Source organism: Amycolatopsis sp. cmx-8-4 (assembly GCF_046548675.1).
Taxonomy (GTDB): domain Bacteria; phylum Actinomycetota; class Actinomycetes; order Mycobacteriales; family Pseudonocardiaceae; genus Amycolatopsis.
Window position 1 is genome coordinate 533,702 of record NZ_JAEBDZ010000003.1, and the last position, 12,495, is coordinate 546,196.

The 12,495-nt window shown below is 70.1% G+C and carries 13 protein-coding genes and 1 pseudogene; 8 read left to right on the top strand and 6 right to left on the bottom strand.

Annotated elements, in window-relative coordinates:
* Positions 1-61: 61 nt before the first annotated feature.
* The 5 genes from ACLJQZ_RS08600 to ACLJQZ_RS08620 are packed head-to-tail and all read left to right on the top strand — an operon-like array spanning position 62 to position 4,278.
* The gene (locus ACLJQZ_RS08600) at positions 62-904 is read left to right on the top strand and encodes a TIGR03621 family F420-dependent LLM class oxidoreductase (protein WP_410619500.1); all 843 of its coding nucleotides are present in this window, start codon (positions 62-64) and stop codon (positions 902-904) included.
* Between the two features lie 13 nt (positions 905-917).
* Positions 918-1,793, top strand: a complete 876-nt coding sequence (locus ACLJQZ_RS08605; RefSeq protein ID WP_410619501.1) for a TIGR03621 family F420-dependent LLM class oxidoreductase — start codon at positions 918-920, stop codon at positions 1,791-1,793.
* A complete protein-coding gene (locus tag ACLJQZ_RS08610) occupies positions 1,790-2,395 on the top strand; it encodes an ATP-binding cassette domain-containing protein (RefSeq protein WP_247059500.1) in 606 nt (201 codons plus the stop codon). The genes ACLJQZ_RS08605 and ACLJQZ_RS08610 overlap by 4 nt, the downstream gene beginning before the upstream one ends.
* Positions 2,389-3,669: a hypothetical protein gene (locus ACLJQZ_RS08615; protein WP_410619502.1), complete on the top strand. Its 1,281-nt coding sequence runs from the start codon at positions 2,389-2,391 to the stop codon at positions 3,667-3,669. The genes ACLJQZ_RS08610 and ACLJQZ_RS08615 overlap by 7 nt, the downstream gene beginning before the upstream one ends.
* A 30-nt stretch (positions 3,670-3,699) precedes the next feature.
* Positions 3,700-4,278: an EndoU domain-containing protein gene (locus tag ACLJQZ_RS08620; RefSeq protein WP_410619503.1), complete on the top strand. Its 579-nt coding sequence runs from the start codon at positions 3,700-3,702 to the stop codon at positions 4,276-4,278.
* Positions 4,279-4,305: 27 nt separating this feature from the next.
* On the opposite strand, the gene ACLJQZ_RS08625 is transcribed toward ACLJQZ_RS08620, so the two are convergent.
* Complete coding sequence (locus tag ACLJQZ_RS08625; RefSeq protein WP_410619504.1) at positions 4,306-4,578, bottom strand: helix-turn-helix domain-containing protein; 273 nt, start codon at positions 4,576-4,578, stop codon at positions 4,306-4,308.
* A gap of 114 nt (positions 4,579-4,692) precedes the next feature.
* Positions 4,693-6,312, bottom strand: coding sequence for an alpha/beta hydrolase (locus ACLJQZ_RS08630; protein ID WP_328645470.1), 1,620 nt, complete (start codon positions 6,310-6,312; stop codon positions 4,693-4,695).
* Between the two features lie 200 nt (positions 6,313-6,512).
* Here ACLJQZ_RS08630 and ACLJQZ_RS08635 point away from each other — a divergent pair, with 200 nt between their 5' ends.
* The gene (locus ACLJQZ_RS08635; RefSeq protein ID WP_326945334.1) at positions 6,513-6,794 is read left to right on the top strand and encodes a DUF3311 domain-containing protein; all 282 of its coding nucleotides are present in this window, start codon (positions 6,513-6,515) and stop codon (positions 6,792-6,794) included.
* Positions 6,791-8,449: a monocarboxylate uptake permease MctP gene (gene mctP / locus ACLJQZ_RS08640; protein ID WP_410619505.1), complete on the top strand. Its 1,659-nt coding sequence runs from the start codon at positions 6,791-6,793 to the stop codon at positions 8,447-8,449. Before ACLJQZ_RS08635 ends, mctP begins: the two co-directional genes overlap by 4 nt.
* Here the strand turns inward: mctP and ACLJQZ_RS08645 are convergent.
* Complete coding sequence (locus tag ACLJQZ_RS08645) at positions 8,446-9,048, bottom strand: hypothetical protein (RefSeq protein ID WP_410619506.1); 603 nt, start codon at positions 9,046-9,048, stop codon at positions 8,446-8,448. The genes mctP and ACLJQZ_RS08645 overlap by 4 nt on opposite strands.
* Before the next feature lie 32 nt (positions 9,049-9,080).
* Here ACLJQZ_RS08645 and ACLJQZ_RS08650 point away from each other — a divergent pair.
* Positions 9,081-9,668 (top strand): annotated as a pseudogene (locus tag ACLJQZ_RS08650) (peroxidase-related enzyme).
* Here the strand turns inward: ACLJQZ_RS08650 and ACLJQZ_RS08655 are convergent.
* The 3 genes from ACLJQZ_RS08655 to ACLJQZ_RS08665 form a co-directional block, all read right to left on the bottom strand.
* Positions 9,665-10,591: a GNAT family N-acetyltransferase gene (locus ACLJQZ_RS08655; protein WP_410619507.1), complete on the bottom strand. Its 927-nt coding sequence runs from the start codon at positions 10,589-10,591 to the stop codon at positions 9,665-9,667. The pseudogene ACLJQZ_RS08650 and the gene ACLJQZ_RS08655 overlap by 4 nt on opposite strands.
* A gap of 222 nt (positions 10,592-10,813) precedes the next feature.
* Positions 10,814-10,963, bottom strand: a complete 150-nt coding sequence (locus tag ACLJQZ_RS08660) for a hypothetical protein (protein ID WP_247059489.1) — start codon at positions 10,961-10,963, stop codon at positions 10,814-10,816.
* 269 nt (positions 10,964-11,232) lie between these two features.
* Positions 11,233-12,423 carry an ATP-binding protein gene (locus ACLJQZ_RS08665; protein WP_247059488.1) on the bottom strand — a complete coding sequence of 397 codons (1,191 nt, stop codon included), beginning with the start codon at positions 12,421-12,423 and terminating at the stop codon, positions 11,233-11,235.
* Positions 12,424-12,495 lie beyond the last annotated feature (72 nt).

The following is a 12,495-nucleotide window of genomic DNA, read 5'->3' on the forward strand; positions in this document are numbered from 1 at the left end:
TCGAGAAGGGGACGTCCCGTGTGGACGTCCCCTTCTCGATGTCTGCAGGTAAGTTCGCGCCATGAGACCGTTCCGCTTCGGGGTGGCGCTGGTGACGCCCGGCTCACGGGCCGAGTGGGTGGCGAAGTGCCGCCAGGCCGAGGACCTCGGTTACGACGTCGTCGGCGTGGTCGACCACCTCGGGCGGGTCGCGCCGGTGCCGGCGCTGCTGCTGGCGGCCGAAGCGACCGAGCGCGTCAAGCTGAACACCTACGTGCTCAACGCGAGCTTCCACAACCCCGTGCTGCTGGCCCGCGACCTCACCGGGCTCGACGAGTTCACCGGCGGCCGCCTCGAGATCGGGATCGGCGCGGGGTACGTCCGCGCGGAGTTCGAGGCCGCCGGGATCGAGTGGGGCACGCCCGGGCAGCGGTTCGCGCGGCTGAAGCGCGTGGTCGCCGAGATCGAGCGCGCGTACGCGGATCGCCCCCGGCCGCCGCTGCTGCTCGGCGGCCGCGGCGACCGGATGCTGGAGTTCGCCGCCGAGCACGCCGACACCATCGCCTTCACCGGCACCGCGCCCGGCGCGGCCGAGGGACGGCTGGCCCTGGCCGGTCCCGCCGCGGTCGCCGAGCGCGTCGACTTCGCGAAGCGGGCGCTCGGCGGTCGTGACACCGAGCTCAACCTGATGGTCCACTTCGTCCGGATCACCGACGACCGGCAGACGGCGCTCGAAGCGGCCCACCGGCTCGTGCCGCACCTCGGCGTGGACGAGCTGGGCGAGCTGCCCACTGTCCTCATCGGCTCGGCGGAAGCGGCGGCCGACCAGCTGCGGCGCACCCGCGAGACGCTCGGCATCAGCTACTTCACGGTGATCGAGGACGACCTGACCAGGCTGGCCCCGGTGATCGAAAAGCTCCGCTGAGTACCGTGTCCCTATGACTGGGGACTTCCGCTTCGGCGTGAACATGGTCGTGCCGGAAGGCCGCGCGGCGTGGGTCGGGAAGTGCCGCCAGGCCGAGGACTTCGGCTTCGACGTCGTGTCCGCGGCCGACCACCTCGGGATGGCGCCGCCGTTCCCGGCGCTCGTGCTCGCCGGCGAGGTCACTTCGCGCGTCAAGCTCAACACCTACGTGCTCAACACGCCCTTCTACAACCCGGTGCTGCTCGCCCGCGACGTCACGGGCACCGACCGGTTCACCGACGGCCGGCTCGAGCTGGGGCTCGGCGCGGGGTACGTCGAGAAGGAGTTCGAGGCCGCCGGGCTGCCGTTCCCGTCCGCCCGCGAGCGCGTCGACCACCTCGAACGCACGATCCTCGAGCTCAAGCGGTCCTACGCCGACCCGGAGCACCGGCCCGCGCCGGCGCGGCCGGAAGGACCGCCGCTGCTGCTCGGCGGCCGCGGCGACCGGATCCTGACGCTGGCCGCCGAGCACGCCGACATCATCGGCTTCACCGGCACGGCCAAGTCGCCGGACGGCGGCGCGCTGATCCCGGCGAGCGCCGAGGACATCGGGGAGCGCGTCGAGTTCGTCCGGTCGAAGCTCGGTGACCGGAGCGCGGAGTTCAACCTGCTCTGCCACTTCGTGAAGATCACCGAAGACCGCGCGGGCGCGCTCGAGGACCTCGCGAAGCTGACGCACGGCGTGCTGAGCGTCGACCAGCTCGCCGAGGTCCCGACCGCGCTGGTCGGCTCCCCCGCCGAGGTCGCCGAGCAGCTCCACGCGCACCGCGAGCGGTTCGGGCTGACCTACTTCACCGTCCTGGAGCACGACATGGCCCAGTTCGCCCCGGTACTCGAAGCGCTCCGATGATCGACGCGAAGGGGATCGGCGTCCGCGCCGGCGACATCTGGCTGTTCGACGACCTCGACTTCAGCGTCGACGCCGGGGAGGTCGCCGCGATCGTCGGGCCGAACGGTGTCGGCAAGTCGACGTTGATGCGCTGCTTCTACGGCATGCAGCGGCCGCAGCGGGGCCGCGTGCTGGTGGACGGCAAGCTGCCCGACGAGCGGGACGTCGAGTTCCGGCGGAAGGTTTCGGTGCTGTTCGACGACTCCGACTTCTTCGCCGAGCTGACCCCGTTGCAGCACCTCGACCTGCTTTCCGGCACGTTCGGCGCCGACCTCGGCGACCACCAGGACCTGCTGCGCGACGCCGGCCTCGGTGAACGCATGCACGTCACGTCCGGGCACTTCTCCGCCGGCCAGCGCCGGCGGTTGCTGCTGCTCGGCGTCACCGCGCGGCCGCACCGCGTCCTGCTGCTCGACGAGCCGGAGCGCGCGCTGGACACCGCGGGCAAGGAGTGGCTGGTCGAGGTGATCGCCCGGTCGACGGCGGCCGGCGCGGCGGTCGTGGTGGCCACCCACCACCCGCCGCTGCTGGAGGCCGCGGACAGCGTGCTCGAACTGTGGTGACCGTCGCGCCGCGGCGGATGAAGATCCCGGGCCGCAAGCGCTTCGGCGGGATCTTCAGCGGCGACACGGCGTCGTTCGTCTTCCTGTTCGGCTTCGGGTTCCTCTTCACGGCGTTCTTCCACGTCGACGGCTGGCGCCCGGCGGTCTACGGGGCGTCGCGAGTGGACTTCCCGGCCGTCCTCGGCCTGCTGACGCTGTGCTGCGCGGTCGGCTGGCGCGGCCTGCTGCGCCGCGGGTTCGCCTGGGTCGAGCCGGCCGAACTGACCTGGCTGGACTTCGCGCCGGTCGACCGCGGCCGCGTCGTCGCGCTGCGGCTGCTCGGCGCGTGGACCGGCGTCGTGGCGGTGACCGGCTACCTGGCCGCGCTGCTGCTCGCGGTCGGCGGTGGCGGGCTCGACGAGTGGCGCGCGGGGATCGCCGTCGTCGCGGCGACCGCCGTGCTCGCGTACGTGACGGCGCGGCGGACGGCGTTGTGGTTCGACGCGGCCGGCCCGCTGGTGCTGGCGGTGCTCGGGCTGGCGATCGCCGCGTTCCACCTCGGCGCCGCCACGGTGGAGCTCGTCGCGGCCGGCGTGGTCGTCGCGGCCCTGCCGCTGGCGTTCGGCGGCGAGCCGGTGACGCGCGCGGGCCGGTCGGCGCTGCTCGCCGGCTGGGAGGGCCGGGTGCTGCGCTCGGTCGCCGTCACCTTCCTCGACCCGATGATGCTGCTCCCGCCGTCGGCGCCGGTCGGGCGGATCCCCGTGCGCCGGCCGACGCCGCTGCGGCTGGCCGTGGCGGAAACCGTCGGCCGGACCAAGTACGCGGGCGCGGCCGTGCTGGTCGGGTTCGCGATCGTGGTCGCGCACATCGCACTGCCGACGCTGCCGGGCCCGGTCCTCGTCGGCCTCGGCGCGTACCTCGCGTTGACGCCGTTCAGCGCCGGGCTCGGCGAGCTGTGGCGCAACCCGGGGCGCCGTCGCTGGCTGGGCTCCCCGAACCGCGACCTGGTGCTGGCGAACGGCCTGGTGCTCGCCGGCGTCGGCCTCCTCTGGGCGGTGGTGTTGTACGGCGTCACGCTGGCAGCCGGGACGTCGTTCGCCGGGCCGGCGTGGCTCGCGGTGCCGCTGTCGGTGCTCTCGATCCTGCGCACGGTCACCCGCAAGGCCGTCGACTACGGCAACCCGGCGTTCGTGGACACCCCGATGGGCCCGATGCCCGCGAACCTCGTGCGCCAGCTCTTCCGCGGACTCGACCTGCAGGTTATCGGGATCGTGCTGCTTTCCGCGGCCATCTGACCTACCCTCGATGCGACGAATGGAGCAGTCATGGGTGGCGGACACGCGTCGGGGGTGGGGCGCCGGGCGACCAGCGAGTTCCCGCCGGGCTGGAACGACGAGCACATCATCTCGGTGGTGAAGGACGTCGCGAACGATCCGAGCGAGGCCCGGCGGCAGCAGCGGAACGGCCGTTGGCGGTGTGCCGGCGAGCGGTTCAACGTGCACATCGTCGTGCTGGTCGAGGAGAACGGGTACGTGCACACGGCCTACCCGGTGGCGGGCCCCGGCGTGATCCGCAACCCGGACGCGGCCCGCGACCCGGCGAACCCGACGGTCGCCGACCTCAAGGAGAACCGGATCAGCTTCTTCGCCGACAGCGTCCTCACGATGCTCGGCGACCGGCTCTCCCCCGAGGACTTCACGCACTACCGCACGCTGCTGTGGTCAGGCGAGTGGGAGGAGCTGGCGGACGTCCTGGCCGCGCACGCGGCGAAGGTCGACCTGAAGCTCTCGGCCGACGAGCTGTCGGACTTCGAGAAGCTGCTGAACAGCTACGACCTGCCGGTGGCGGGCTGCGCGTTCCTCAACGACCGCGACCACATCCTGACGCAGCTACGCCAAGGCTAGGCAACGCCCGAGGGCCAGCTGCTGCACCTAGCTGGCCTGCGAAAGCGGTGGTGACGCGGCCGGCGCGACGGTTGCGCGCAGCTCGTCCAGCGGCAGGCCGACGGCGTCCGCGATGGCCGTGACCGTGAAGAACGCCGGTGTCGGGATGCGGCCGGTCTCGATCTTGCGGAGCGTCTCGACCGAGATCCCGGCTTCCCTCGCGACGTCGACCGTGCTCCGGCCGGCCCGCGCCGTCCGCAGCGCCTGACCGAGGCGTTCGCCTCGCTCGCGCTCTTCCTCCGTCAGCGGTACTCGCACCATGAAACCAATTCTAATACCAGTAGTTATCCACTGCCTGTGGACAACTCTGTGCACAGGTGTGGAAAAGCCCCGCCGAACCGGAGTTCGGCGGGGCTTCCACAACACCTGGTGGCGTCAGGCGCCCGGAGGCACCGGAAGTGCCACACCGGGCAGGCTCTGGTCGTTCGGCACGACGCCGTCGACCAGGTAGGCCTCCACGACCTTGTCCACACCCGCGTTGCCGCCGGCGTAGATCCCGTGGTCACCCTCGCCGGTGATCGTCAGCATCCGCGAACCCGCGAACGCCTTGTGCGCGCGGCGCGCGCCCTCGATCGGCGTCGCCGGGTCGTGCTCCGACTCGACGATCAGCACCGGCGGGACACCCTTGCCGTCCAGCACGGGCAGCGGCGCCGGGGTCTTCTTCCAGAACAGGCACGGCTGGATGAACCAGCCGGCGCCCAGCAGCGGCTGCTGCTTGTCGATCAGCTTCTGCGAGTCCTTGATGGCACTGTTCGTCGTGCCGGTCCACGGACCCTCGTTGCAGGGGATGCTCCAGAAGCTGGCGTCGTACGAGTCGCCGTCGCTCGGCACCATCAGCGGCTGCGGGCCGAAGGTGGTGGTGCTCGTGTCGCCGGCCTTGACCTTCTGCGCGGCGGCGGCCTTGGCCTGCACCGACGCACCGCCCTGGGTCAGCGTGCGGACGCTGACCAGGTAGTCGGCCAGCGCCGGGAAGGCGCGCTTCGAGTAGATCTGCGACGCGATGAAGGCGTCCAGGCCGTTGGCCGACACGCTCGAACCGTCGGGCAGGGTGACCGCGCCCTGGGTCAGGGCGTAGCGGACCTGCTCGTAGGTCTGGCGGGCCGCCTCGCCGGTGGTGCCGAAGTGGTAGAGCTTGTCGTACTTCGCCACCCACGGGAGGAAGTCGGACCGGAAGCGGCGCTCGAAGCCGAGCGGCTGCCAGTCGAACGACTTCTGCCAGGTCGTCGTGAACTCCGTCGAGGAGTCGAGCACGAACCGGCCGGTGCGCGCGGGGTAGGCCTGGGCGTAGTGCGCGCCCATCCAGGTGCCCGCGGAGTAGCCGACCCAGTTGATCTTGTCGCGGCCGAGCAGCACGCGCAGCAGGTCGATGTCCTTGACCGTCTGGTCGGTGTTGATCAGCGGGCCGAGCTCGCCGGACTTCACCTGGCACGACTGCGCGGCGTACTTCGTCGCCTGCAGGATCAGGTTAAGGTTCGCGCGGTCGCGGTCACGCGGGTCCAGGTCCGAGCCGGTGCCGATGGCGCCGCCGCACGTGATGTTCGTGCTCTTGCCGGTGCCGCGCGGGTCGAACCCGACGATCTCCTGGTGCTCCCGCAGCTTCGGCTGGTTGCGCAGCCGCGCCGGGAAGTTCCGGCCGGGCGCGCCGGGGCCGCCGGGGTTGGTGACGACGCTGGCCGTCGCGTCGCCGGTCGCCTTCAGGCGGCTGACGGCGATGGTCAGGTCGATCTGGGCGTTCGCCTGGTACCAGTTGCGCGGCGTCTTGTAGGTCGCGCACTCCATATCCTCGGCGCCCGCGGGCGGGGCCGTCGGCAGCTCGGAGGGGACGGCGCACTTGTGCCAGTCCAGCTTCTGGTTCGCGTACTGCACCGGGATGTTCGTGGAGTTCCGCGGCAGCTTGGCCGCCGCGGCCTCCTGACCTGCGAACGCAGGCGTGAACCCGGCCAGCAGGGTGCCGGCGATCGCCGGGATCACCACCGCGTAGCGGAGTCGTGTCATACGGTTGCCCCTTTGGATTTTCTTCAAGTGGAGTCGCGCTATTGATATAGGGCGGGTAACGACGGAGCAACCGACGTTGGTCGGGGTGTTGGCCGGCAACGCGGTACGCGGCGATCAAATCGATATCGGACAGACGTGACGTCCCGTCAGCCAGGTTCTAAGGTCAGGCGGTCGGTTACGGGAGTGTTAGGTGAGGTCCGATGTCGACTGTGAAGCACGACGACGGGAAGGTGCGCGGGAAGCCCTTCAACCCGTGGTACCTGCTCTTGATCGTCCCGCTGCTGGTCCTGGTCACGCCACTGTTCAACATGGACGGTCCGCGGCTGTTCGGGATGCCGTTCTTCTACTGGTTCCAGTTCCTCTTCGTCGTGGTCGGCGTCCTCAGCACGTGGATCGTCTACCTGATGACGCGGGAGAAGCCGGCCGGTGACGCCCCGGACAAGCTGAGCGTCGACGACCTGGACGAGGGGGACGCTCGATGAGCAACCTGCAGTGGCCGGAACTGATCATCTTCACGGTCCTGTTCCTGCTGGTCACCGTGCTCGGGTTCCTGGCCGCGCGCTGGCAGCGTGGCGGCGGGCTGGACCACCTGGACGAATGGGGCCTCGGCGGCCGCAAGTTCGGCTCGTGGGTCACCTGGTTCCTGCTCGGCGGCGACCTCTACACGGCGTACACGTTCGTCGCGGTGCCCGCGCTGGTGTTCAGCGCCGGCGCGCTCGGCCTCTACGCGCTGCCGTACACGATCGTCGTCTACCCGATCGTCCTGCTCCCGGCCCTGCGGATGTGGTCGGTGTCGCGGGTCCGCGGCTACGTCACCCCGGCCGACTTCGTGCGCGGCCGCTTCGGCTCGCCGATCCTCGCGCTGCTGATCGCCATCACCGGCATCGTCGCGACCATGCCGTACATCGCGCTGCAGCTGGTCGGCCTCGAAGCCGTGCTGCGGACGATGGGCATCAACGGCTCCGGCATCGTCGGGCACCTGCCGCTGCTGATCGCCTTCATCATCCTGGCGGTCTACACCTACCAGTCCGGCCTGCGGGCGCCCGCGCTGATCGCGTTCGTCAAGGACATCCTGATCTACATCGTCATCCTCGTGGCGATCATCTACCTGCCCTCGAAGCTGGGCGGCTGGTCGCACATCTTCGACACGGCGGCGGCGAAGCTCGGCACGCCGAACCCGGCCACCGGCAAGCCGGCCGGGTCGATCCTGCTGAACGCGAACAACCAGCTGCAGTACGCGACGCTGGCCCTGGGTTCGGCGCTCGCGCTGTTCCTCTACCCGCACTCGCTGACCAGTGTGCTGGCCTCGCGCGGCCGCAGCGTCATCAAGAAGAACATGGTCGCGCTGCCGGCGTACTCGCTGGTGCTGGGTCTGCTGGCGCTGCTCGGGTACGTCGCGATCACGGCGGGCGTCAAGCCGCTGACGAACGCGGCGACCGGCAAGCCGGATGGCAACACGATCGTCCCGGTGCTGTTCGACAACCAGTTCTCGTCGTGGTTCGCCGGCATCGCGTTCGCCGCGATCGGCATCGGCGCGCTGGTGCCGGCCGCGATCATGTCGATCGCCGCGGCGAACCTGTGGACGCGCAACATCTACAAGGAGTACATCCGCAAGAACGCGACCCCGCAGGAAGAAGCGAAGCAGGCGAAGCTCGCTTCGCTGGTCGTGAAGCTGGGTGCGGTCGCGGTGATCATCCTGATCGACCCGCAGTTCTCGATCGACCTGCAGCTCATCGGCGGCGTGCTGATCCTGCAGACGCTGCCGGCGGTCGCGCTCGCGCTGTACACGCGCTGGTTCCACCGCTGGGGCCTGATCGCGGGCTGGGTCGTCGGCATCGGCTGGGGCCTGATCATGCTGTACGGCATCCCCAACCCGGCCAACGGCAAGCTCCACTTCGGCGGTTCGGCGCTGTCGCTCGGCAACCTGTCGATCTTCGGCTGGCACCCGTTCTCGGGTTCGCTGGTGCAGATCTACGTCGGCTTCGTCGCGTTGATCGCCAACCTGGTGGTCGCCGCGATCGTCACGGTGATCGCGCGGCAGATGAAGGTGTTCAACGGCACCGACGACACCAACCCCGCGGACTACCTGGCCGACGAGAACGACAAGAACCTGCGCCCGATCGGCGCGGCCCACTAAACGGTGCGTCTCAGGATCACCGTGCGGGAAACGAGGTAGAGCACCACGCCGTTGAGCAGGTGCCAGAGGAAGTGCGTGCCGGCCGGGACGTAGTCGCAGACGTCCCGGTCGAGCGTGCGCAAGCTCAGTGACAGCGCGAAAATCGCGCCCGGCACAGCGAAGTGCGTCCAGGAGGCGTCGCGCGAGTAGGCGAGAAGCGCGACGACGACGCCGAACGCGATGAGCGCGGAGAGGTAGAGCCCGCCCCCGAGCAGCGCCGTCACCACGGTGAGCACGAGGAACGCGGGTGCGGCGAGCCAAGCCAGGCGCCAGTTGTAGAAGACTCGCGCGAAGAGGACGACGTACACCAGCACGAACACGAGGATGCTCACCGAATCCGCGACGCCGGCCCAGCGCGTCGCGAGCAGGTGAAACGCCGTGCTGGCCGCGAAAACGAGTCCGATCAGCCCGGCCAGCAGCCGCCCGGCGCGGTCCCCCGCGGCCAGCCGCCACACGAGCACGGCGGCGAGGAGGAACGCGAGATTGCCGAGACTGTTGAAGGGTTCTCCCCAGAGCCCGGGCGCGACCCGTTCGCAGTACCCGTCGACGTAGTCCGTCACGGTGACACCCAACCATGACTAGCGTGGGGAGTATGAGCGACGCGGTGAGCCGGTTCCCGGTGACGGAACTCGAAGACCTGCCCGACGACCTGCGCGAGCGCGTCGGCGTGATCGCGGAGAAGTCCGGGTTCACGCCGAACATCTTCCGCGCGCTCGGCCACCGGCCGGCCGAGCTGCGGGCGTTCCTCGACTACCACGACGCACTGATGGAACGCTCCGACGGACTCAGCAAGGCCGAGCGCGAACTGGTCGTCGTCGCGACCTCGGGCGCCAACCACTGCACCTACTGCGTCGTCGCGCACGGCGCGATCCTGCGCATCCGCGCCAAGGACCCGGAGCTCGCCGACCGCGTGTCGAGCAACCCGTGGCAGGTGGAGCTGGACGAACGCGGCCGCGCGATCGTCGACCTGGCGCTCGCGCTGGCCCAGGACTCGGCGCTGTTCGGCGAGGGCGACCTCGAAGCCGCGCGCAACGCGGGGCTGACCGACGACGAGGCAGCCTAACCTCCCGTTGACGTCGGCGCGATCACGGCGTTGTTCGCGATGTCGAACCGGCTAGCGCACCTGACGGCGTTGCGGCCGAACCCGGAGTTCTACTTGCTCGGCCGCGTCCCGCGTTAGAACGCCAGGCGCCAGATCTCCTCGGTCAGCTTCGGACCCCAGCCGTCGAAGGCCGTTTCTTCGACGAGTTCGAACCCGGCCGCGCGGTAGAGCGCCCGGGCGGCGTCGAGAATGGACACCGTCGACAGCTCCATCGCGCGGTAGCCGTGGGCCCTGCCGAACTCGACGCACTCGGTCACCAGCCGCTTGCCCACGCCGCGACCCCGGGCCGACGGCTCCAGCAGCAGGAGCCGCAGCTTCGCGATGTCCGCGTCGGATCCGCGGGCACAGCCGATGCTGCCGACGCGCTCGCCGTCGAGCTCCGCGATCCAGAACGCCTGGCGCGCGTCGGCGTGGACGGTGAAGTCCGCGACGATGCGGGCGACCAGCCCCTCGAACCGGTTGTCGAAGCCGTACTCGCGGGCGTACAGCGCGCCGTGCCGCTGCACCACCCAGCCGAGGTCGCCCGGTCGTGGCGGGCGGAGGACGAGCGCCGGGTCGTGCGGGCGCTCGCCGACGACGTCGCCGATCGTGCGCATCGCGGCCAGCATGCGCTGCTGGTCTTCGTCGGCGAAGCGCCGGAGCAGGCCACCGATCTGTTCGGTGGACCGGCGGTTGAGCAGCGCGAAGGCGTCCCGGCCGGCGGCGGTCGGCCGGACGAGCTGGCGGCGGGCGTCCTCGTCGGACCGTTCGCGGGTGATCAGACCGCGGCCCTCGAGGCGGGCGAGCAGCCTGCTGGCGTACCCGGCGTCGAGGTCGAGGCGTTTCCGCAGGTCGGTGACGGCCAGCGGGTCGCGCTGGGTCAGCTCGAAGAGCACCCGGGCTTCGGGGAGGGAGTACTCGGCGTCGGCCGGGCCTTCGTCCAGCACGCCGATGACTCCGGTGTACAGCCGGTTGAAGGCGCGGACCGCGGCGACCCGTCCGGCCAGCTCAGTGTCGTTCATTGACCAACTCAACAAAGTCGTTGACGGAGTCAAAGATTACGCCATGAGGCGGCGCAGGCAAGAAGGTTTCGGGGAAATGGGAAACCCCGTGATGCTGCCAGGTCGGGGGTCCGCCAGCATCACGGGGTCGTAGGGGGTATCGACGCGGATTTGCGCGGCGTTACACCTTCACCAGTTTGTGGGCTAGGTCACTCGAATGGGCGACCGCCACTGGTGAGTTGGTCAGCGCATGTAGCCCGAGCGGGCCTGCGCGATCGCGATGAGTTCCTGACGAACCGTCGCGGTGGCAGCGGTGTCGATCGCCCGGTCCAGCGCCCGGCGAGTGCGAACCTCGGCGCGACGGGCTCGGAGCTTGGCGGCGATGTTGTTCATCGGTTTCTGCATCCCCTTCGGAGGGTCTCGGTGGCTTGTAGCTCTAGTATGCACCTTTTTTCACAAGGAATCCAACGAATGTCCGGTGATGTGGCGCACTCGCCGATGAATCATCGGCAAATTTGGGAAAAAGCCGAAGAGATCATGGTGTCGGCGGTCACGACGAGGCAACCCCTCTGTCGTTGTCTACGACTCTCTAGCGGTTCGCCAATACTTGGCTAGCGACGCTCATAGACCGCGATACGGCCAGGTCAGGAGCGTCGGGCGCGTCAGTCGCGGCTGAGCAGGTAGTGCCCGAAGTGCGGGACGGTGAAGGCGATCTGTCCCCGCTCGGCGGAGAACACGAGGCCCTTCTTCATCAAGCTGTCGCGCGCCGGCGACAGCGACGACGGCTTCCGCCCCAGGAAGACGGCGACGTCGGCGGTGCCGGCGGCCTCGTCGCGGCCCTGGGTCAGCTCGGCCATCGCGAGCAGGTACTCGCGCTCGGCCGGCGTCGCGCGCTCGTAGCGCGAGCCGAAGAACCCGACGGCCAGCTCGGACTCCGCCTCCGGCGCGGCGACCTGGACGTCCTTGAGCGTGATCGGGTCGGCCGGCGCCGCGTCCCAGGCCGCCTTGCCGTAGGCCTGGATGAAGTACGGGTAGCCGCCGGACGCGTCGAAGAGCGCGTCGAGCGCCTCCGGCTCGATGCTGGCGTCCTCGCGCTCGATCGGCGCCATCACGGCGAAGTCGGCGTCCGCGCGGTCGAGCCGGTCGATGCGCGCGTAGCGGAAGAGCCGCTCGGAGTACGACTTGGACGCCGAGAGCACGGCGGGCACGTGCGGCAGCCCGGCGCCGACGACGACGAGCGGCGCCCCGGACTGCGAGAGCTCGTGACAGGCGGCGCAGAGCGCGGAGACGTCGTCGGGCTGCAGGTCCTGGATCTCGTCGATGAGCAGCGCGACGCCGGTGCCGACGTCCGCGGCCAGCTCGGCGACGTCGGTGAACAGCTCCACGAGGTCGATCTCGATGTCCCCGGAGTCGGCCCGCCCCTGCGCGGCAGGCACGTCGATGCCCGGCTGCCACCGGTCACGCAGCTTCGCGTCGGCCTTGTTGGCCCGCAGCGCGAACGCCTTGAGCACTCCGAGCACCTCTTCGACCCGATCCGGCGCCCGATGCCGCACGGCGAGATCCCGGATGGCCCGGTGCAGCGCGGCGGAGAGCGGCCGCCGCAGTTCGGCGTCCGGCCGCGCCTCGATCTTCCCGGCACCCCACTTGTGCCGCACGGCCATCGCCCGCAGCTCACCGAGCAGCACGGTCTTCCCCACCCCGCGCAGCCCGGTCAGCACCAGACTGCGTTCAGGTCGCCCCCGCGCCACGCGCTCCAGCACCACTTCGAAGGCCTTGAGCTCACGCTCACGCCCGGCCAGCTCGGGAGGCCGTTGCCCGGCGCCCGGCGCGAAGGGGTTGCGGATGGGGTCCACTCTGCCAAGCTATCGACGTATCTAGCGCGAGCCCGATATTCGGCCATAGACAGCTAGCGCGTGTCGCCGGAG